Consider the following 19,573-nt stretch of genomic DNA (forward strand, 5'->3'; position numbering starts at 1 on the left):
CAGATTGGTTAGAATATCGGTGGTATATCTACCGGTGGTGGATTGCATGCATAGCCGAAACCCGAGAAAACCGATCCAAGAACCGAGGTGAGAACGTATGGCTGAGAATGGATTGCTGGCGGATTTCGTGATGAACCCGGATTCGGAATTGGACGAGCGTTCGCAACAGATCCTCAACCTGGAAAAGTTGTGGTGGAAGTATGCCGGGGCCAAGGAACAAGCCATTACCAAGCAGTTTTCGATGTCGCCGACGAATTACTACCAGCTGCTGAACCAGCTGATTGAAACCGACGCGGCACTGGCCTACGACCCGATGTTGGTCAAGCGCCTGCGCAGAGCACGTTCTACAAAACGTCGCGTGGGCGGTAAGGTCGGCACGGGACGATAACCCTGCCTGCCGTGACCAACCAGACCTCGAGCAAGGACGAGAATGACCAACTACCCGCGTGACGAATTTGATCGCGTTCCGGAATTCAGCACCCGTGTGGGTTCGCACCACGCCCACGGATGGGCGCAGTCCGCCGCGTCAAAGTCAACCGGTGGGAAATTGCGCTGGGTAGTGCTGACCGCAGTGCTCGTGCTGGTGATCGGTGCCTTGTCCTTCATCTTCGGTCCGCAGCTCAAGGAGACCCTTGCGACTTCGGCTGAAAGCGAAACCTCGCAATCCCAGGAAAAGACGGCCGAGTCCTCCGAGGAAGCAGCACCGAGCGAATCCGAATCGCCATCAAGCACCATCGATGACGAGGACGTCCTCTATGGCCAGCTGATTGGCGTCTACAACGCGGCCAGCGTCGCCGGCCTGGCCAACGCGGGCGAGGAAGCCATGACCGAAGCAGGGTTCACCAGCGTCGTCGCCGACAACTGGACCAAGCCGGCCGAGGTGTCCGCGGTCTACTACATGTCCGAGGCTTACCGGACCACCGCTGAAAAAGCCGCAGAAGTCCTGAATATCGACGAAGTCCTGCAGACCAGCAACATTCCGAACCGGGTCACCGTCGTTTTGGGATCAGACGACACCCTGGGGCTCAACGAATAATTCGTTCATAATTCCATACGCTCAGAGCCGATCGGCTTGCACTCGCCATGCGAGAGTGCCAATATTTGTATTAGCACTCATGCGTTGCGACTGCTAACGCCGGTCGGCTTTTGCGTTCACCAGGACGTCCAAAGCGCTGGATGGCGGATGCGGCGCGTGGAGCGTGGAAAATACCTCAGATAGCGAGAGCTGAAACGGTTGCTGGCCCGATGCCGCACCGGTCCACTCGTCCGTCGCGGGCGCTGTCTGTCGGTTGCATTTTCGCAAAATCGTCCCGAAAGGACCGTACGCCACAATGGCTAAGATGATTGCATTTGACGAGGAAGCACGCCGCGGACTAGAGCGCGGCCTGAACACCCTTGCTGACGCCGTGAAGGTCACCCTGGGCCCACGCGGCCGCAACGTTGTTCTGGAGAAGAAGTGGGGCGCTCCTACTATCACCAACGACGGCGTGTCCATCGCTAAGGAAATCGACCTCGAAGAGCCTTACGAGAAGATCGGCGCAGAGCTGGTCAAGGAAGTTGCCAAGAAGACTGACGACGTCGCTGGCGACGGTACCACCACCGCAACCGTGCTCGCACAGGCACTGGTCAAGGAGGGCCTGCGCAACGTTGCCGCAGGTGCCGACCCGATCGCGCTGCGCCGCGGCATCGACAAGGCTGTAGAAGCCGTCACCGCTGAACTGTTCGCCGCTGCGAAGAAGATCGAGTCCAAGGAGCAGATCGCTGCTACCGCTTCGATCTCCGCAGGCGACACCGAGATCGGCGGCCTGATCGCCGAGGCTCTGGACAAGGTTGGCGAGCAGGGCGTCATCACCGTTGAAGAGTCCAACACCTTCGGCCTGGAGCTGGAGCTGGCAGAGGGCATGCGCTTCGACAAGGGCTACATCTCCGCTTACTTCGTCACCGACGCAGAGCGCCAGGAAACCGTTCTCGAGGACCCATACATCCTCATCGTGAACTCGAAGATCTCCTCGGTCAAGGACATGGTGACCTTGCTGGAGAAGGTCATGCAGTCGAACAAGTCGCTGCTGATCATCGCCGAAGACGTCGAGGGCGAAGCCCTGGCCACCCTGATCCTGAACAAGATCCGTGGCCTGTTCAAGTCCGTTGCCGTCAAGGCTCCGGGCTTCGGCGACCGCCGCAAGGCCATGCTGACCGACATCGCCATCCTCACCGGCGGCCAGGTTGTTTCCGAGGAAATCGGCCTGTCGCTGGACAACGTCGGCCTGGAGGTCCTGGGTACCGCTCGCAAGGTCGTCATCACCAAGGACGAGACCACCATCGTTGAAGGCGGCGGCGAAGCCGACGCCATCGAGGGCCGCAAGGCGCAGATCGCAGCCGAGATCAAGAACACCGACTCGGACTACGACCGCGAGAAGCTGCAGGAGCGCCACGCAAAGCTCTCCGGCGGTGTCGCTGTGCTGAAGGCCGGCGCTGCTACCGAGGTGGAGCTCAAGGAGCGCAAGCACCGCATCGAAGATGCCGTGCGCAACGCCAAGGCTGCTGTTGAAGAAGGCATCGTCGCCGGTGGCGGCGTGGCTCTGATCCAGGCTGGCGCCGCTGCTTTCGAGAAGCTGGCCTTGGAAGGCGACGAGGCAACCGGTGCGAATATCGTTCGCGTTGGCATCGAAGCCCCGTTGAAGCAGATCGCATTGAACGCCGGCCTGGAGCCAGGCGTTGTCGCTGACAAGGTCAAGGGCTTGGCTGCGGGCCACGGCCTGAACGCCGCAACTGGCGAGTACGTGAACCTGCTCGAGGCAGGCGTCAACGACCCAGTGAAGGTGACCCGTTCGGCACTGCAGAACGCCGCATCGATCGCTGGCCTGTTCCTGACCACCGAAGCTGTTGTCGCAGATAAGCCAGCTCCTGCTGGCGCTGCTCCAGCCGGTGGCGATGACATGGGCGGCATGGGCGGAATGGGCGGCTTCTAAGCTTCCCGCATGCACTAAGCACGCAGTCAACGCGCCGATGGCCCGGATCCTTCCAAGAAGGGATCCGGGCCATCGGCCGTTGTGCGTGCAACGGGCACCGGGCTAAAGCCAGCCGCGCAGCAGTTCCAGTTCGGTCTGCAGATTATGCCGGGCGCTGCGATCCCAGCGCTGGTATCCGGCGGGGGTGCCGTAGATCCGTTCCTTCTCCAGCAAGCTGGCCAGGATCTTGCTGCGCCCGGCGGCAAGCACATGGCGCGGAAGATGCTCGTACTCCTTGTAGACCGCCTCGGCATAGCGCTGGTAGGCCGCGGCGGGACGGGCCAGGACCTCCAGGTCGGCATCGCAGAGGATATGTCCCAGGCGATCGGTTTCTGCGGGCGCATGCGTTGCGGTGAGCATGACCAGGTCGCTGACCTTCGACACGGCACCGGGGGAGAGCACTCCCCACAGCCGCTCGCGGGCCATGATTGCCGATTTGAATTCGTCTTCGCTGGTTCCCTCGTAGACGGCATCGTGGAACCAGGCGGCGAGCTGAAGGAGCATGAGCTCTTCATGATCGGCCTGGTTCTTGGCCAGCCAGTCGATGGCTTCCAGCACGGAGAGCAGATGCACCCGGTCATGGTAGTGCCGGTGGCTCTGGGACCAGCAGCCCAGCAGCTCGGATCCGAGCTGCGGTTCGGTAGGCAAGGTGCGGGACCACCGGCGGGCGAGCACCGCCCCTAATTTCTCCGGACGGTATTTGGCCGGGATCCGAATCCCGGATTTGACCAGCGCCCTCACCAGTTCGCTGCCGGAGACCTCGAGAGCGCCGGCGGAAACGAGCTGGTTGTAGCGTTCGCGCGGGACATCGTAATGGTCCCGGTCGAAGGCCCGGCGCGAGATGTCCTGCTGCTCGGCGAACTGATGCAGTTCAGCCAATGACGTATCCGACACCAGATGGGCGAAGAGCGTGCCGTGGGCAGGCCAGCGCGGCGGGTCAATCAGAATGCTCATAAGGCTAAGCCTACTGATCATCCTGCCGCTGCGCGTGCGCTGGTCAGTATCGGAACAGCGAGGTATTGACCTGCTCGACCTCCTCGTACTGCATGGAGGCGTGGTTCAGCGCGGTGGCAATGCTGCTCAGCGCCTCTTCGATCTGGACATGCGTTGAGCGCCATTCGGCCACGATCGACTGGAAGGAAGCCGCGGCGGAGCCCTGCCACGTGCTTTGCAACTGGTCCAGGTTCATCTGCATGGTAGAGACTTCATTGCGCAGCCGGTCGATGGTATTCATGACGGCCTGGGATTTCACCTGCATCTCACCGGTGTTGGTGGAGAACGTGCTCACTGAAATCACCCTTTCTAAAATACGTGAATCGGTCACTGATGCACTTACCCTAGAAACACCGCACCCCGTGGCGGCGCAAGCCGGCACGGGGTGTGGAGAAGTCCAACGGCGCTAATCCTCGGTATCGTCGACTTCCGGGGCCTTCGGTTCAGGAAGCGGCACGTAGGGCATCGAGATGGACATCGTTGCGCCTCCGCCGGGGGTATCAGCCAACGCCACCGAACCACCGTGCTGCTGGACGATGGCCGCGACGATTGCCAAGCCCAGTCCGGAACCGCCGGTCTCGCGATGGCGCGAGCTGTCGGAGCGGTAGAAGCGTTCGAAGATCCGCTTGGAGTCTTCGGCCGGGATGCCCGGGCCATGGTCGCGGACCTCGACGACTGCGTCCATCGTTCCGGCCACCAGTGAACGCACGCCCACGGCAATTTCCAGCGGGGAACCTTCCGGGGTGTAGCGCAGCGCATTGGTGAGCAGGTTGGCAATGATCTGCCGGATCCTGGCGTCATCGCCGACGGTGCTGGCCGGGCTTGGCCGGTCGGAGGTCAGCCCGACGAGCTTGACGGTGCGGTCAGGTGCGCGGACCTTGGTGTCTTCCACCGCGTCCTGGCCGAGGACCAGCAGGTCCACCGGCTGCCGTTCCATGGGGCGTTGCTCGTCCAGGCGGGCGAGCATCAACAGGTCCTCGACGAGACGCGCCATGCGCTTGGATTCGCCTTCGATGCGGCTCATCGCCGAATCCATGGCTTCCGGATCCGCCAGCCCGCCGTAGCGATAGAACTCAGAGTAGCCCTGGATGGTCACCAACGGGGTGCGCAGCTCATGCGAGGCGTCCTGGATGAAGCGGCGCATCTTCTGCTCGGAGGCCTCGCGGTCGTTGAACGCCTTTTCGATCTGGGCCAGCATGGCGTTCAGCGAGCGGGAAAGCCTGCCCACTTCGGTCTCTGCCGGGTAGTCCTTCACGCGTTGGGACAGGTCGCCGTCGGCGATCATCGACGCGGTGCGCTCCACATTGATCAGCGGCTTGAGCGAACGCCCGGTGAGGCCATAGGCGATCATCGACATCAGCAGCGCGGCGAGCGTGCCGGTGGAGAGCACCAGCACCGCGGTCTGGTTCACGGTGCGGTTCACATTGTCCAGCGGCAGGGACAAGAACAGGTTCAGCTCGCTGCTCTTCAGCGGGATCATGACCGTGCGCCAGCCAGCGGAGGTGGGGAAAGCACCGGGAACCGTGGCTGGGGAATTCGGGTGGGCCGCCAGCTGCTGGATCTGCTCCATGTTCAGCAACGGCAAATCCGTGCCGTTGGATGGGCCCACCCGCGAACGCGGCATCACGTAGACGATCTCGCCATCCTGGTCGCGGATGTCGGCGTAGGCGCTGCTCAGCCCCAGCAGCGTGGCATCGACGTCCAGCGCGTCATGGCTGCCGTTGTCCTCGTTCAGGGAGTAGAGGTAGGCCTTGTTGAGCCCGTAGGCCATCGTCGACTTGGACACGTTCAGCTGCTTGTCGATCTGGCTGGTCATCGCGATCCTCAGCGTGTGCGCTGAGCCGATGGCGGTAGCGAAGATCGCGACGATCATCAGGCCAAGCATGACCGCGACCAGCTTCGTCCGCAGCGAGGTGCGGCGCCACTGGGCTCGAAATGACTTCATATGGTGACTTTACAAGGCCTTCAACTATTGGCGCGGACCGTTACCTGTGCCGTTAGCGGCGGTCCGGGGTGCGCATCAGGTAGCCGACGCCGCGCTTGGTCTGGATCAGTGCTGGCCATTCCGGGCGGTCCACCTTGCGGCGCAGGTAGGAGATGTATGATTCGACGATCGAGGCATCGCCGTTGAAGTCGTATTCCCACACGTGGTCCAGGATCTGCGACTTGGACAGCACGCGGTTCGGATTCATCATCAGGTAGCGCAGCAGCTTGAATTCGGTGGGGGAGAGATCGATGATCTCGCCGGCGCGGCGGACCTCGTGCGCATCGTCATCCAGTTCAAGGTCGGCAACGACAATCGTCGCGTTCTCGTCCTCGCCGCTGGCGGTGCGGCGCAGCACGGCACGGATGCGGGCTACGACCTCGTCCAAGCTGAATGGCTTGGTGACATAGTCGTCGCCGCCGACGGTCAGGCCGGTGACCTTGTCGTTGGTGTCATCGCGGGCGGTCAGGAACAGCACCGGGAAGTGGCGTCCGGCGGCGCGCAGCTTGCGGGTGATGGTGAAGCCGTCCATGTCCGGAAGCATGACGTCCAGGACAGCCAGGTCGGGTTCCTCGGCCTCGACGGCCGCGAGGGCTTCGCGCCCGTTGGCGGCAGCGACAACTTCGAAGCCTGCAAAGCGCAGGGAAGTGGAGAGCAGTTCGCGGATGTTCGGCTCGTCGTCAACAACGAGAAGTTTTGCCTCAGCAGTTTTTGGACTCATGAATCCAAGTGTGCCGAATTAGTCTGGGAGTCTCCTGAGCGAATCCTGGGGTAGCTGCTTAGCTTTTTCGGCGCTTGGCGATGTTTCCGAAGACCACGATGGCGGCCAGGATGAATGCAATGGGCAAGCCTACGCGCGCGAAGAGCATGAGCACGGGCGGGATGGCGATCTCCTGGAAATAGAAGACGAGAGTTCCAATTAGCGCCAGGGTGGAAAGGATGGCGATGATGATCGCCAAGCGGGACAGTGCAGTCATGGTTTTGGATGAATCGCTCACGGTACCAAGTTTAGCCGTGGAGCCCGGGCTGGCGGTGCCGAATGCCGAGAACGGCGGGCAAAGATGAATTCCGCGTGCCAGTGATGACATAATCTTAGATAAAGGACTTCAACCGATCCAGCAGATTGAGCACCCGGCAAAGAAGCACAGAAGAATTCCGGCAGTGGCTCCGTTGGATCGAACATATGAATATGCATGGCGCTGAGCCGGCCTCGGCCATGCAGCTTAGTTAAAGAACGAACGAGGTAAATGATCATGCCTAGCGGCAAGGTTAAGTGGTACGAAAAGGCCAAGGGCTTCGGTTTCATCACCGCAGAAGACGGCAAGGAAATCTACGTCAATGCCGCGGCATTGCCCGAAGGCGTGCATGACCTGCGACCCGGAACCCGATTGGAATTCGGCGTTGCCGAAGGCCGTCGCGGACCGCAGGCGCTGAGCCTGCGCCTGCTGGAAGCGGCCCCATCGGTAGCTCGCGCCAAGCGCAAGAAGCCCGAAGACGAAGCCGTGCTGATCGAGGATCTAATTAAGCTGCTCGACAACGTTTCCAATAGCTTGCGCAATGGGCGTTATCCTGAACAGGCATATGGCAAGAAGGTTGCTACCGTGCTTCGCGCGGTAGCCGACGATCTGGACGCATAAATAATGGCCCGTAAACCCAAGTTGGACACCATCCTCGCCGAAGCAGTGGATGCTGCTCGCGGCGCGCTCGCAGAAATTGCCGGTGCGTCGGAAGTCGGCGAACACCTAGGCGTCACGGCGGAAGGTGAGCGACTTGTCACCCATCGTTTTGTCTCCCAGAAAACGGGATATCAAGGATGGACCTGGTTTGCCACGCTTGCGCGGGTGCCACGGGCCAAGTCCAAGGATCTGACGGTGTGCGAAGTGGGCATCATCGCAGGGGAGCAGTCACTGCTGGCCCCGGCCTGGGTGCCATGGGCAGACCGTCTGGCCAAGGAAGAGATTGAAGCAGCCAAGGCGGCGGAAGCCGCAGAAGCCGCAGGAGACGGGGCTGGATCCGGCAACGAAGCTGAAGCAGCCGAATCCGCGAAGCCGGCGGAGAATCCGGAAGCATCGGAGCCAGCAGCTGAGGCGAAGGACCAGGACGCCGAAACCGAAGCGGTGAATGCCGAAAACGATGATGAGGCTTCGCAGCCGCACAAGTCGCCAGCTCGTCGCCAGGTGCGTCGCCGCCGCACCGCGCAGCGCACGGCAGCCCGCCGCAGGGCAGCGCAGCGCAACCGCACGCGCAAGGAAAGCTAAGCAGCAGCGAAAAAGACCTTCGCGCAACGATGATAAATCGTTGCGCGAAGGTCTTTGGCCTTAATCGGCTGCTTAGAGCTGTTCGATCACGTAGTCGATGCACTTGAGCAGTGCCTCGACATCGCTTGGCTCAATTGCAACGAACGTGGCGATACGCAGCTGGTTGCGACCGAGCTTGCGGTATGGCTCCACGTCGACAACGCCATTGGCGCGCAGCGCCTTGGCAATTGCCGAGGCATCGACCGAGTCGTCGAAGTCGATGGTGGAGATGACATTCGAGCGGTGCGCCGGGTTGGCAACATAGGACGAAGCGACGTCGGAAGCCTCGGCCCAATCACGGATCTTGCCCGCCGATTCCGCGGTGCGCTGCGCTGCCCACTTCAGGCCGCCGTTGGCATTGATCCACTTGATCTGTGCATCCAGTCCAACCAGGGTGGTCAGCGAGGGGGTGTTGTAGGTCTGGTTCTTCAAGGAGTTATCCAGCGCGGTCGCCAGGTTCAAGAAGTCCGGGATCCAGCGGTCGGTTGCCGCGATTTCCTCGATGCGGGCAATGGCAGCAGGGGAGACGAAGGCGAGCCACAGGCCGCCGTCCGAGGCGAAGTTCTTCTGCGGAGCGAAGTAGTACACGTCGGTTTCGGCCAGATCGACATCCAGGCCGCCGGCGGCGCTGGTTGCGTCAATGACTACCAGCGCATCATCATTGGCGCCAGGAACGCGCTTGATTGGGGCCGCAGCGCCGGTGGAGGTCTCGTTGTGCGGCCATGCGTAGAGGTCTACGTCGGCTTCGGCGACTGGCTCGGGAACGGTGCCCGGCTCGCCGACAATGATCGAGGAAGGCTCCAGGAATGGCGCCTTGTCGGTGGCCTTGGCGAACTTCGAGCCGAATTCGCCGAAGGACAGGTGCTGCGCCTTGGAGCGGACCAGGCCGAATGCTGCGGCGTCCCAGAATGCGGTGGAGCCACCTACTCCGAGGAGAACTTCGTACCCTTCGGGAGCGTTGAACATTTCCTTCAAGCCGTCCTGAACCGAAGCGACGAGGTTCTTGACCGGAGCTTGGCGGTGGGACGTGCCGAGCAATTCGGGGCCGGCATCGACGATGGCCTGGATCTGTTCTGCGCGGACCTTGGACGGTCCTGCGCCGAATCGACCATCGGCGGGCAGAAGATTTTCTGGAATGTTGATGTCCGTGCTCATCGCGCTCCTCTTGTAGCGATAGATTGAAGTGCCATGTCGGCCACTATTACCCGTGGTTCGGAATATTGATAGATAGCCTTGGCGTTTCAATAGATATCTTCGCAAATAGCGGGGGGTCGTGAGAAAAGCGCGTCGGTCGGTTACGCCGAAGGCTTGGCGGGTTACAGAGCTTTCTGTCGCTCCAACCAAGTAGAGTGGGGTATTGACGCCACGTATTTTTCGAGCGAACTTATTTGTTGTGACTTCCAGGAGCGGCTGCTGTGTCTGATCTTATCGATACAACCGAGATGTATCTGCGTACCATTCTTGAGCTTCAAGAAGAGGAGATCGTGGCACTGCGTGCCCGAATCGCAGAGCGTCTTGGCCACTCGGGCCCGACTGTGTCGCAGACGGTTGCGCGCATGGAGCGCGACGGCCTGGTTATCGTATCGACCGATCGCCACCTTGCGTTGACCGAGAAAGGTCACGAATTGGCCACGGGCGTGATGCGCAAGCATCGTTTAGCGGAGCGCCTGCTCTCGGACATCATCGGCTTGGACTGGGAATACGTGCACGATGAAGCGTGCCGCTGGGAGCACGTCATGAGTGAGCGTGTTGAGCGCCGGCTCTTCGACCTACTTGGCAAGCCAACCGTGTCGCCATATGGCAACCCGATTCCGGGTCTGGAAGTCCTCGGTGGCCCTAATGTGGGCGAAATCTCACACGAGGTCGAGAATTTGGATGACGCGCTGTTGTCCGGAAACGTCGGCCCGGTGGCGATCGAGCGTCTGGCCGAACCGATCCAAACCGACCCAATCCTGCTCGGACAACTGAACGAAGGTGGAATCCGCCCGGGTGCGATTGTCACCTTGGAGCGCGCCGACGACTACGTTGTAGTGCGTGTGGATGGCATCGAAGGCGCGCTGGAGCTGCCGGTTGAGGTCAGTGCCCACGTATTTGTAAAGTCCCTGAAAAGATAACGAAATTGTAACTTTCGGCGTTGACAGGTAGCGTTAATCATCGGAGCTAGCGAACTAGCTAGCTCTATCCATTTCTGGTGCGACCGCCTAGTGTTGCCCTGCGCCAGAAACGGTCACCAAATCTTGAGGGCAATAACGGGGGACCCACTTTCCGGCGTGCAAGCGTCTTGGGGTGAAGTTCTGCGTGAAGCAGGCCGGCTGATTCTCTGTAGCCGAACCCGACAGCTAACTTCGTAGGCGCAACAGTGAGAGGAATGTTTTGGTAGAAACCAAGACTGCGGGACGTCGCCGCGCTGCCGACGTTGAAGTAGATGTGATTGCAGAAGTCACCGCTTCGACGATCGAGCGCACCGGCGGGCGCCGGGCAGCACGAGCTGCTGCCACCGTCCCGATGATTGCACCGGTCAAGCCGGTCCATGCAGATTTTGTTGGTCGACGCTTCGACTCCATGCAGCGCTACGGCGTTGCGCCTAACCAGGCCCTGCTTGCAGGCGAGGACACCGCGAGCAATGTCGTTGCCTTGCCAGGAGCTGTTCAAGCGACTGCGAGCACCCCTGCAGCGGTTGAGGCTGCAGGCAATGTCGCATTCATTTCGAGCCTGAAGTCGAAGGCACAGAAGTCCACCCACCGCGGCTTCGCCCACAAGGTGGCAGCTGTCGCCGCAGTTTCGGGCTTGGCGCTGGCTGCCGTAACCCCGCAGCTTTCGGGTGGTGCGGGCGAGAACACGGCTGGCGAGATTGCCGCTCAGCGCACCGCCACTTCCGCAGTTGTGGATGTCAAGGCGCCAACTGCAAATGCGGAACTGTCCGTCGAGCGCGCAGCCTTGACCTCGGAGCTGAACCCCGAGGTTGCCAAGGAAGAGAAATTCGCCGAGGTCATGACCGCCTCGGGCGGTAGCATCACGGCTATCAAGGACACTTCGGGTCTGCTTGCTGCGCCAGTTACTACGCAGCGCATCACCTCTTCGTTCGGGCACCGCAAGAACCCAACCGGTCCTGGATTCATGATCCACAGCGGTACCGATTACGGTGTGCCGAGCGGTACCAAGGTGTACGCGGCAGCTGACGGCGTAGTGACCGTATCCGGCTGGGCCGGGCACTCCGGCAACCGGATCACGCTTGACCACGGCAACGGCCTGGAGACCGGTTACAGCCACAACAGCAAGCTGGTTGTGAAGGTCGGTCAGAAGGTTAAGCGCGGTGACGTCGTTGCATTGGCTGGCAGCACCGGCAACTCGACCGGACCTCACGTGCACTTTGAAGTGATCGTTAACGGCCAGTTCAAAGACCCAGCAGGTTGGTTATAACGACGTTCGTCACCATTCCGTGATCAAAACGTGACATTTCAAAAAACTTCCTATAGTCTTGTATGCGTGCCATGGGGATCCCTGGGCATCATTGCGTGAGAACCGAGCACTGCCAACACGCAATGAGTAGTTATACACAACTCGTACGGCAGTGGCGGGGGAACCAATATCGGGTGGTTAGTTTTGGCTGACAACCCTAGGGGTGAAGTGGATAGAGAAGGCAACTTCGAATCCACCGAGGTAACTCCACTTCGAACCCGACAGCTTACCTCGTAGGTATCAAGGAGAGGCAATACTTTGACCAAGAGTCATGCACGCGGACGTCGCCGCGCCGACGTACCACGCACTAATTCGCTACAGGCGATTTCACAGGCCGTAGCATCCAACGCTGGCTCGGTGGGACGCCAGGCAGCCGTTGTCGCAGCAGCATCCGGCTTGATCGTTACTCTCGGTGTGCCAGGTCAGGCAACCGCACCACGTGACGTTTCCGCAGCGCCTGTCGACACCATCAACCCAGAGCGTGTCGCAGTCAAGGCAGTGAAGGTTGCTGCCGACAAGAAGGCTGACGTCGAGATCGAGCGCGCTAGCTTCACTGCTGAAGAGAAGCCAGAGCCAGTTGTCATCGCAGTTTCGAATGACATCACCCCGACTACCCGCAACAGCAACTCGGGCAGCTCGGATTCGATGGCACCAATGACTCGTCAGAGCCGTTCGGGTGGACAGGAATCGGCTCCGCAGCAGCAGCAGCAGGCCCAGCCAAAGACTGAAACCAAGGTTCAGACTTCCAACCTTTCGGGCATCGCAGCAACCGCTGCCAAGTACGTTGGAGTTCCATACGTATGGGGCGGCAACGGCCCAAGCGGCTGGGATTGCTCCGGCTTCGTCAAGTACGTCTACGCACAGCACGGCATCAACATTGCTCGCGGCACCTCGGCCATCCTCGGATCCGGCCAGTTCGTTCGCACCAGCAACCCTAAGCCAGGCGACCTGGTATTCCAGAACGGTGGCGGCCACGTTGGCATCTACCTCGGTGGCGGCCAGATGATCGGTGCGCAGAACCCAACCGTGGACACCATGATCCACTCGGTTTCGCGCAACCCGCTGTACGGCTACTACACCTTGGCTGGCTAAGCACGAAAACTTTTCATAGGCCATCGGATGAGAAAGACATCCGATGGCCTATGTTCGTTTAATCAGATGAACTATGGGCGTCAAGGTGATGAAAAGAAGACAATTTCTTGGCGAGATACCCACCAATAACCGAAAGCATCGCATAGGCTAGCGCTTAGAGACACTCCGAGCAGAACGCGAGCTCCATCAATGCCAGATGGTAGCCATCGGTTCATGAAGGTAGTACGAGCAATGCGAACATTGGTATTAAACGCAGGATACGAGCCACTGGCAGTAGTGACGTTCCGTCGAGCGCTAGTGCTGGTCATGACCGAGAAAGCGAGCATCGTCCTCCAAGACGATCTCGCACCCGTTCGCAGTTCTCAAGGAGATTTACCGCGGCCAACTGTCATCGTGCTGAAACGCTATGTACGACGCCCCTACCGGGACATGCAACATGTCACCCGTAGGGGCGTTTTACGTAGGGACTCCTTCACCTGCGCCTATTGCGGCAAAGCAGCCAATACGATTGACCACGTGATCCCGCGCAGCAGGGGCGGGCAGAACACTTGGGAGAACCTCGTGGCCGCCTGCCTGCATTGCAACAGCCGCAAAGCGGACAAGATGCTCTCGCAGTTGGGATGGCAATTGCGCATTACACCGCATCGTCCACGGGTTGCCGGGCATCTGGTTTCGGGACTGCAGCATGTTGACGCGGCGTGGGACGAATACCTGCATGCTAGCTAGCTGCTAGCCGCTGGCCCAGCGGCCTTCAGCTAGGCCGTGTGGGACCTACTTCTTGCTTCGCTCGATTGCTAGCGGCAGGACGTGGTCGCGCAGCAGGGGAGCTATATCCTCGCGTTCCAACGCGGCCTGCGGGTCGATCCAGAGCAGCTCTTCCAGTTCTGCCAGCGGGGCGAGCTCGCCATGGAAAGCCGCACTGTACAAAGATGCGTGGATCGAGGTGTCTTCTTCGTTGGCTGCTGGCCCGATCCATTCACCGTCGAAGCGCAGTTCGTCAGCGGTGAAGCTCAGCCCCAGTTCTTCGCGAATTTCTCGAATGATAGTTTGTAACGCGGATTCCCCAGGCTCCGGCTTGCCGCCAGGTTGCATGAACATGGTTGTCCCGCGCTTGCGTACGAGCAGGATTTCTCCATGGTTGTTGATTAAACAGGCCGCTGAGATCGTCAAATTTTTCTTCACCAAAACACAATATCGCGTGTTTATATGAGTTAGAGATGGTAACGTGCTTAATTGGATCTCCAACGGTTTTAGTTCTAGTTGATCAAGGTTAATTTACTCGCAGTATCTAACCGCGGTATTGATGACTACCGAAAACATTGGAAATGAAAGATCGATCCATCAAATTTACAGATCTATGGAGCAATAAATGCGACGGGGTACAAATCTAGGGCGCTTGGGAGACTTCAACCAAGCCGTAATTCTCGAGTCGATTCGACGGGCACCGGAAGGAATCAGCCGCGTTGAACTGGCCGGTTCGACTGGCCTGTCGCCGCAGACCATTTCCAACGTTGTCCGCCGCTTGCTGGATGACGGAATCGTTCGAGAAGACCGCACTATCGTTTCCGGCCCAGGCAAGCCTCGCACCGTACTGGAGCTCGAAGGCAACCGTCTCGTTTCCATTGGCATCCACCTAGATCCTAGCGTGTTGACCTTTGTTGCGATGAACCTGCGCGGTGAAGTCCTGCGCGAACGCAGCATCGAAGTTCCCAACCTCGAAGTTGCTACCGAAACTGTCCAGCTCATGGCAACCACCGTCAAGGAGCTCATTGCTGAGATCCGCGTGCCAAAGAAGCACATTGTCGGCGTCGGCATTGCAGTTCCGGGTCCAGTAAACGTCGAAGAAGGTGTGGTGCTGAACCCGCCGCTGCTCGATGGCTGGGCAGATGTTGAACTGGTGAACCCGCTGCGCAAGCTGTTGCGCCTGCAGGTCATCATCGAAAAGGACACCATTGCCTCGGCAGTTGGCGAACTGTGGCAGTCCAAGGAAGAGAAGAACAACGACTTCGTCTTCATCTACTGCGGACACGGCTTCGGCGCTGGTCTCGTGTTCAACGGCGACGTCCACCATGGTGCGAGCAACAACGCAGGCGAAATCGGCCACTACTCGACCGGTCACAAATCTGTGGCCTGCGAGGAATGCGGTGCAGATGATTGCCTCGCCGCAGGCACCTCCTACGAATTCATCGCCGCCCAGGCCAAGGAGCGCGGTCTGGAACTGCCGAGCTTCGAAATCGTTGGTCCGGAACAGCGCGCTGCCGGCATGAACCGCCTCTACGAGCTGGCCCATGAAGGAAACAAGGTCGCCAAGGAACTGGTCACCGAGATCATGATCAAGGTTGGCGAAGTTGCCGGCCAGCTGGCCAACTCGCTGGACGTGCGCGAAGTTGTCTTCGGCGGACCGCAGTGGGAAAAGGTGCGCGAACTGGTCGATGATCAAGTCCAGGATGCCATTGGCCGCCGCTTCGCCTTGCGCGGAGTGCATGAAATCGAGACTCGCACGTCCGAGCTCGGCTCCAACGTCGGTGCCATCGGTGGCGCTTGCGTAGTCATGGATGCCTCGCTGTCTCCGAAGGCGACCGCACTGCTGCTGCGCTAAGCAACAGCCAACTTCAAGCACTGAGGGTACGTTCCGCATGGAACGTACCCTCAGTGCTTGCTGCCGTAGCAACGGCAGAAGCCTTGTTCCCAATCGCAAGACTGGAAACAAGGCTTCAGTGGTGCCCCTGGCCGGAATCGAACCGACGGCCTACCCTTTAGGAGCAGGCTGTAGATCCCTTATATTGAATGGTCAGACTGCTAGGTAGGTTACGAAAAACTTACGAACTATCTCTGGATCTCCAAGGACTTACGAGTCAGTGCCCCAAAAGCTTTGTTTACTCTCGCGGCGCTGTCGTGCCTATCGGATTCAAACAAGCCCGCGTAAGTATTCAGTGTGACTGTAGCATCCTGATGCCCTGCTATCTCCTGAACTACTTTCACGTTGGAGCCCGCGCTAATGTGCAGAGACACGGCCGTGTGTCGTAAGTCGTGGAATGTGAGGTTAGGAAACGGATCATCGGCAGGGGCTGCGGCTATCGCCGCCGCCTTGGCTTTAGCAAACCTGCTGCCCGGTTTGGTGAATGATCCATGACGGATTAGCCCGCCGTTAGGTGCATCCCATACGCGGGCTCCTGCGGGCCTATCTGCTATTCGTATGGCCAATATGTCGGCGAGCGCTTTAGGGAGCGGCACAGAGCGCTCTAAGCCCGTCTTGGTGGGGCCTAGGGTAACTGTGCCCCGTACATCTGAGTATGCTTGCCAGACGCGCAGCTGCGGTCGCTTGCCTAGCTGCACATCCTGAACCTGCAAGGCGGTCACCTCACCAAAGCGTAGGCCGCATAGGCCCGCCGTGAGGATCATGTCAGTGTATCCAGCGCAGTTGTCGGCCAAGCTACGAAGCTGGGCCATCGTTAGGTACGTGTGAGCCTTTACTGTTTTCGGGCGAGGGATGTAATCGGCTCGACCTATTGCATCTTTGGCGGGGTTCATCTGGATGTATTGCCGCCTGACGGCATGATCCATGAGGGTTCTAAATTTCTTGGCCACCTCTTGGCGTAGCGTGTCGGAGGCGGGGCCTCCGGCCACGCCTTGCAAAGTGCTTATCCAATCCTCTATATCGTTGTAACGAATATTGCCTAGTGGGGCAGAGCCCCACTTAGGTTCTATGTAGTTCTTGTAGATAGCGTCATAGCTGCTCATGGTCTTACGGCTCGACGGGGTGCCGCCCCTGGCTCCACCTGCTAGTAGGCGATCGCGAAAGTCTGGCCATAGCATCGAAACTGTGGTGCGCTGGCCCTCACGGAAATCAACAGTCGCCCCGGCGCGCTTCTCTTTGAGACGTTCGGCGTGCCACGCCTCCGCCTCCGTCTTGGTGTCGAAGCGTTGCGTTACCCGCTTGCCCGCTCTCGTCGTGTAGTCGGCGCTCCAGCGCTTGCCGCGCTTCTCCGCCTTGGGCTTGCCCTTATAAAGATCCTTGATTGCCATGCTCCGAGTATCCCATAAGTTACGAAAGGGGGTAGGCCGAGATTCCTTGTGGCTACCGTGATTTGACATTGTTTACCGCATGGCTAAAATCAATCTCTATGCGCTGCTGAACTGGCAGTGCTGCATATCGAAGCGGCGAGAGGCAACACTCTTAGACCCGCTGGCATACCGAGGCCCCACGGCCCACGGTGCCCCACTGTTGCGGATGCGCCCCACTCTCAGGAGGAAATACTTCTATGGCCAATGGCCACACTAACCCAGTAATGATGACAGCTTCCGAAGCTCGAAAGCTCACCGGCAACGTCTATCTCAGCCGCCGGGAGGCGGCTGCATATCTGGGCATCGGCGAGCAGACACTCGCGAACAACAAGGCTAATGGCCCCAAGCTCTACAAGCTATTCGGCAAGGCTATGCACAGACTCGCAGACCTAGACCTCTGGGCCGAGCAGAGGCTCGCGCACTAGCGCCACGCGCCGCGTGCTCTGGATAGTTGCCACCACGGCACGGCCCTACTGGGGAGCCTCCGGGCCACTCGTGCTGTGTGCCGCAGGCTCCCCAGTGAGACGGCGCGCTGGCAGGGCCGAGGGTGGAGTAGGCAGGCTCCAAAATTCACCGGAGGCCAATGCCCGAAATTCCCCGTGACTATACCGCTATTGCGCAGTGCGACACGCCCGTGATCAGAATAAATTACGGGACATCATACCACGCCCAATTTTCACTAACTTTCAGAAGGAATCTTGACCACGAAATCCTGTATCGACCACGCCGTAAGCCCTTGTAGTGACGGGGGGATTCATGCCAAAGAGCGATGTGATACGCACTACCGGCGAGCGCTTCGCGCGTCGCCTAAGTGTAGGTACACCGGATGTGGCAAGAGTCCATTCAAGGAGGGGTACTGTCGCCCGCATGAGCGGGAAGCTCTGACACGAAACATACCCGAGTACGTGCAGCTGGATCGGCTGGCAAAGTTCAGGGGCGACGTGCGCCCCAATTCGGTAACCGGCTGTTGGCTATGGGCTGGGCCAACCAATGAGGAGGGCTACGCAGTGACGCGCTCGCCGACCGGCTGGTATGCTCACCGCTTCGCCTACGTATGGTTCTATGGTGGGCACGGGCAACGGCAGGAGCTGGATCATGTCTGCAATACACCGCTGTGCGTGCGGCCTGATCACCTAGAGCCGGTAAGCCGCACGATCAACGAGCGGCGCAAACATGAGAGGGCGCTTTCTGGGCGTGTCGATCACTGGCGAGATTCCGCGAGGCTGCCTCGCAGTCTTGAGTTGCTGCGTTGGGCTAGTGAGGTAGGTTTGCCCCCGGCCGCGACTGCCATGCCGCAGTGGCAACGATGGGCGGCTTAGGAAGTATCAGAGTTTGCGGGGGCGGCGGGGCCGCCCCCGTGGTCGTGTCAACAATGCCCCCACAATCAACCCGCGTCGCGGCGAAAACTGCAGTGTGATCATTGGGCAGTTTAGGGGAATTATCGATTAGAAAACCTTCCAAATCAACCGTGAGAAAAACTGCTAAGACACTCCGGGTTGGACTGCAGCGCGGCTAGGGGTGCCCCCCTGCTATCCTTCCCGCTTAGACTATTCCAGTGGGGGTAGTATTTTTTTCAGATCCAGTCGTTCTGCGTTTGCGCGGGCCAGTGCACGCCCAGCGGCAGTAACGTTGGCGGCCGACGGAATTTGGTTCCACCACTCTTCAATGGTTCTGAGCGCTGGCTGTTCTCTAATTTTCTCCATCAATGGCGCCCGGCAGTTTTCATCGATTGTGTCGAAAAGAAATATTTCCTTTGCATCCTTCACCATTGCATCTCGCGCTGGTTGGCGTAATGAGGTAAGGTGCTTGCTTTCGAATACACTGATCGAAGCTGCCGCGACTCGTACATAGTCTGGCTTGAAATCGTGTGGCACCGTGGGCCATGGGATTGAATACTCTTCAAAATTCCACAGAGCAGGAGCTTCGTGTTCCAATCGCCCTTGCGAAATGTAGCCGGCGAGATGGCTAGTCGGCCAAAAGTCTTCGAACTTTCGTAAGCTTGACAACGGATTAATCCTTATCGTGTCAAGTAGATCTAGATGGTCAAGCCAGTCGCCGCCTGTTGGCAGTGGTCCGTCCAGCAGCTGTTCCAAGAGATTAACCATGATGGCAATGCCATCTTCTAGTCGCCCGCTGACCGGGCTATACTGATGCACTGCCTGAAGCACCGTTAGTCCACGAAGGGCTCCGGTGTCCATGCGGTCGACGACTTCAATTGCCCGATCTATTCCTGCGCGAATAGGCCGATCCGCACCTCTCTCAGCTCTGTCGGCAACTAACGACGAAAGCAAATCAAAGTCGCTATCTCGGTCGCTAACCGCGGCCCCTTCTTGCGCCTTTCTGTAAGTTCTTTGGAACCCTGGGTCTGCGAATACGTGGAGTCGATTTTCTCTAACTAGGGATGCAATCACACGATCATCCAATTTGAGGAGACGGTCTTGAATGAGTGCGATCCCCTCGTTGGTGTATTCGTCAAGAACAAACTTCGCGGACTCGAGGGATATTTGCCGTGCGCGGTCTTCAGTGATGCCAATGTTCACATCACGCGCTGCTTGAATCTGAACAGATTCTGCGCCCGCTCTCTGGGCCTGCCCCTGATTATTACTGCTGAACATCTCGCCCCGCCTGAATCTGAGTTGAGGCATTGCCTGCTCTCTGCTTTGCAGTTGTGCGGC

General features: G+C 59.3%; 21 protein-coding genes and 2 riboswitches. Of the genes, 12 read left to right on the forward strand and 9 right to left on the reverse strand.

Translation table 11 applies throughout. The annotated features are described in order from the left end of the window. Positions 1–97 precede the first annotated feature (97 nt). From BKX98_RS05615 to groL, 3 genes are all read left to right on the forward strand, one after another. Positions 98–388 carry a DUF3263 domain-containing protein gene (locus tag BKX98_RS05615; RefSeq protein ID WP_038990048.1) on the forward strand — a complete coding sequence of 97 codons (291 nt, stop codon included), beginning with the start codon at positions 98–100 and terminating at the stop codon, positions 386–388. A 42-nt stretch (positions 389–430) separates the two neighbouring features. Then, positions 431–1,036, forward strand: coding sequence for a LytR C-terminal domain-containing protein (locus BKX98_RS05620; protein WP_038990047.1), 606 nt, complete (start codon positions 431–433; stop codon positions 1,034–1,036). Positions 1,037–1,331: 295 nt separating this feature from the next. Continuing rightward, a complete protein-coding gene (groL, locus tag BKX98_RS05625) occupies positions 1,332–2,969 on the forward strand; it encodes a chaperonin GroEL (protein WP_038990046.1) in 1,638 nt (545 codons plus the stop codon). A gap of 102 nt (positions 2,970–3,071) precedes the next feature. On the opposite strand, the gene BKX98_RS05630 is transcribed toward groL, so the two are convergent. From BKX98_RS05630 to BKX98_RS05650, 5 genes are all read right to left on the reverse strand, one after another. Further along, entirely contained in the window at positions 3,072–3,962 is an 891-nt protein-coding gene (locus tag BKX98_RS05630) for a DUF4031 domain-containing protein (RefSeq protein WP_073706484.1), read from the reverse strand. Between the two features lie 43 nt (positions 3,963–4,005). Then, positions 4,006–4,296 carry a WXG100 family type VII secretion target gene (locus BKX98_RS05635; protein ID WP_038990044.1) on the reverse strand — a complete coding sequence of 97 codons (291 nt, stop codon included), beginning with the start codon at positions 4,294–4,296 and terminating at the stop codon, positions 4,006–4,008. 111 nt (positions 4,297–4,407) lie between these two features. Next, on the reverse strand, positions 4,408–5,946 hold the full coding sequence (locus tag BKX98_RS05640) for a HAMP domain-containing sensor histidine kinase (protein ID WP_038990043.1): 1,539 nt from the start codon (positions 5,944–5,946) through the stop codon (positions 4,408–4,410). A 52-nt stretch (positions 5,947–5,998) separates the two neighbouring features. Then, a complete protein-coding gene (locus tag BKX98_RS05645; protein WP_038990042.1) occupies positions 5,999–6,706 on the reverse strand; it encodes a response regulator transcription factor in 708 nt (235 codons plus the stop codon). A 58-nt stretch (positions 6,707–6,764) separates the two neighbouring features. Next, complete coding sequence (locus BKX98_RS05650) at positions 6,765–6,983, reverse strand: hypothetical protein (protein ID WP_143181037.1); 219 nt, start codon at positions 6,981–6,983, stop codon at positions 6,765–6,767. A 255-nt stretch (positions 6,984–7,238) separates the two neighbouring features. Here BKX98_RS05650 and BKX98_RS05655 point away from each other — a divergent pair, with 255 nt between their 5' ends. Next, positions 7,239–7,622, forward strand: coding sequence for a cold-shock protein (locus tag BKX98_RS05655; protein WP_038990235.1), 384 nt, complete (start codon positions 7,239–7,241; stop codon positions 7,620–7,622). 3 nt (positions 7,623–7,625) lie between these two features. Beyond that, a complete protein-coding gene (locus BKX98_RS05660; protein WP_066140224.1) occupies positions 7,626–8,243 on the forward strand; it encodes a DUF3027 domain-containing protein in 618 nt (205 codons plus the stop codon). Positions 8,244–8,315: 72 nt separating this feature from the next. On the opposite strand, the gene serC is transcribed toward BKX98_RS05660, so the two are convergent. Beyond that, positions 8,316–9,437 (reverse strand): phosphoserine transaminase, encoded by a 1,122-nt coding sequence (gene serC / locus BKX98_RS05665; RefSeq protein WP_073706486.1) that lies wholly within the window; start codon positions 9,435–9,437, stop codon positions 8,316–8,318. Between the two features lie 260 nt (positions 9,438–9,697). On the opposite strand from serC, the gene BKX98_RS05670 reads away from it, so the two are divergent. The 4 genes from BKX98_RS05670 (at position 9,698) to BKX98_RS05685 (ending at position 13,559) form a co-directional block, all read left to right on the forward strand. Next, positions 9,698–10,396: a metal-dependent transcriptional regulator gene (locus tag BKX98_RS05670; protein ID WP_038990038.1), complete on the forward strand. Its 699-nt coding sequence runs from the start codon at positions 9,698–9,700 to the stop codon at positions 10,394–10,396. 104 nt (positions 10,397–10,500) lie between these two features. After that, positions 10,501–10,651, forward strand: a riboswitch (cyclic di-AMP (ydaO/yuaA leader). 4 nt (positions 10,652–10,655) lie between these two features. After that, on the forward strand, positions 10,656–11,702 hold the full coding sequence (locus BKX98_RS16625; RefSeq protein WP_083586652.1) for a M23 family metallopeptidase: 1,047 nt from the start codon (positions 10,656–10,658) through the stop codon (positions 11,700–11,702). Between the two features lie 123 nt (positions 11,703–11,825). After that, a riboswitch (cyclic di-AMP (ydaO/yuaA leader) is annotated at positions 11,826–11,996 on the forward strand. A 3-nt stretch (positions 11,997–11,999) separates the two neighbouring features. Beyond that, positions 12,000–12,833: a C40 family peptidase gene (locus BKX98_RS05680; protein ID WP_073706487.1), complete on the forward strand. Its 834-nt coding sequence runs from the start codon at positions 12,000–12,002 to the stop codon at positions 12,831–12,833. A gap of 231 nt (positions 12,834–13,064) precedes the next feature. After that, the gene (locus BKX98_RS05685) at positions 13,065–13,559 is read left to right on the forward strand and encodes an HNH endonuclease (RefSeq protein ID WP_038990036.1); all 495 of its coding nucleotides are present in this window, start codon (positions 13,065–13,067) and stop codon (positions 13,557–13,559) included. Between the two features lie 45 nt (positions 13,560–13,604). Here BKX98_RS05685 and BKX98_RS05690 read toward each other — a convergent pair whose 3' ends face one another. Continuing rightward, positions 13,605–14,015: an NUDIX domain-containing protein gene (locus BKX98_RS05690; protein WP_073706488.1), complete on the reverse strand. Its 411-nt coding sequence runs from the start codon at positions 14,013–14,015 to the stop codon at positions 13,605–13,607. 187 nt (positions 14,016–14,202) lie between these two features. Here BKX98_RS05690 and BKX98_RS05695 point away from each other — a divergent pair, with 187 nt between their 5' ends. Further along, entirely contained in the window at positions 14,203–15,432 is a 1,230-nt protein-coding gene (locus tag BKX98_RS05695) for an ROK family transcriptional regulator (RefSeq protein WP_073706489.1), read from the forward strand. A 227-nt stretch (positions 15,433–15,659) separates the two neighbouring features. On the opposite strand, the gene BKX98_RS05700 is transcribed toward BKX98_RS05695, so the two are convergent. Continuing rightward, a complete protein-coding gene (locus BKX98_RS05700; protein WP_073706490.1) occupies positions 15,660–16,859 on the reverse strand; it encodes a site-specific integrase in 1,200 nt (399 codons plus the stop codon). Between the two features lie 236 nt (positions 16,860–17,095). Here BKX98_RS05700 and BKX98_RS05705 point away from each other — a divergent pair, with 236 nt between their 5' ends. Further along, on the forward strand, positions 17,096–17,323 hold the full coding sequence (locus BKX98_RS05705) for a hypothetical protein (RefSeq protein WP_073706491.1): 228 nt from the start codon (positions 17,096–17,098) through the stop codon (positions 17,321–17,323). 582 nt (positions 17,324–17,905) lie between these two features. Next, on the forward strand, positions 17,906–18,217 hold the full coding sequence (locus BKX98_RS17390; RefSeq protein WP_158024663.1) for an HNH endonuclease: 312 nt from the start codon (positions 17,906–17,908) through the stop codon (positions 18,215–18,217). 228 nt (positions 18,218–18,445) lie between these two features. Here the strand turns inward: BKX98_RS17390 and BKX98_RS05710 are convergent, their stop codons facing one another. Next, positions 18,446–19,513, reverse strand: coding sequence for an LPO_1073/Vpar_1526 family protein (locus tag BKX98_RS05710; protein ID WP_073706492.1), 1,068 nt, complete (start codon positions 19,511–19,513; stop codon positions 18,446–18,448). Positions 19,514–19,573 lie beyond the last annotated feature (60 nt).

It is taken from the genome of Glutamicibacter sp. 0426, assembly GCF_001906485.1.
Classification (GTDB): domain Bacteria; phylum Actinomycetota; class Actinomycetes; order Actinomycetales; family Micrococcaceae; genus Glutamicibacter; species Glutamicibacter nicotianae.

Excerpts from the sequence above, each read along its gene's own strand:
- BKX98_RS05655 (WP_038990235.1), top strand. The coding sequence starts at position 7,239 with ATGCCTAGCGGCAAGGTTAAGTGGTACGAAAAGGCCAAGGGCTTCGGT.
- BKX98_RS05705 (WP_073706491.1), top strand. The coding sequence starts at position 17,096 with ATGGCCAATGGCCACACTAACCCAGTAATGATGACAGCTTCCGAAGCT.
- serC (WP_073706486.1), bottom strand. The coding sequence starts at position 9,437 with ATGAGCACGGACATCAACATTCCAGAAAATCTTCTGCCCGCCGATGGT.
- BKX98_RS05640 (WP_038990043.1), bottom strand. The coding sequence starts at position 5,946 with ATGAAGTCATTTCGAGCCCAGTGGCGCCGCACCTCGCTGCGGACGAAG.
- BKX98_RS05645 (WP_038990042.1), bottom strand. The coding sequence starts at position 6,706 with ATGAGTCCAAAAACTGCTGAGGCAAAACTTCTCGTTGTTGACGACGAG.
- BKX98_RS05685 (WP_038990036.1), top strand. The coding sequence starts at position 13,065 with ATGCGAACATTGGTATTAAACGCAGGATACGAGCCACTGGCAGTAGTG.
- BKX98_RS05710 (WP_073706492.1), bottom strand. The coding sequence starts at position 19,513 with ATGTTCAGCAGTAATAATCAGGGGCAGGCCCAGAGAGCGGGCGCAGAA.
- BKX98_RS05620 (WP_038990047.1), top strand. The coding sequence starts at position 431 with ATGACCAACTACCCGCGTGACGAATTTGATCGCGTTCCGGAATTCAGC.
- BKX98_RS05700 (WP_073706490.1), bottom strand. The coding sequence starts at position 16,859 with ATGGCAATCAAGGATCTTTATAAGGGCAAGCCCAAGGCGGAGAAGCGC.
- BKX98_RS05660 (WP_066140224.1), top strand. The coding sequence starts at position 7,626 with ATGGCCCGTAAACCCAAGTTGGACACCATCCTCGCCGAAGCAGTGGAT.
- BKX98_RS05695 (WP_073706489.1), top strand. The coding sequence starts at position 14,203 with ATGCGACGGGGTACAAATCTAGGGCGCTTGGGAGACTTCAACCAAGCC.
- groL (WP_038990046.1), top strand. The coding sequence starts at position 1,332 with ATGGCTAAGATGATTGCATTTGACGAGGAAGCACGCCGCGGACTAGAG.
- BKX98_RS05615 (WP_038990048.1), top strand. The coding sequence starts at position 98 with ATGGCTGAGAATGGATTGCTGGCGGATTTCGTGATGAACCCGGATTCG.
- BKX98_RS05630 (WP_073706484.1), bottom strand. The coding sequence starts at position 3,962 with ATGAGCATTCTGATTGACCCGCCGCGCTGGCCTGCCCACGGCACGCTC.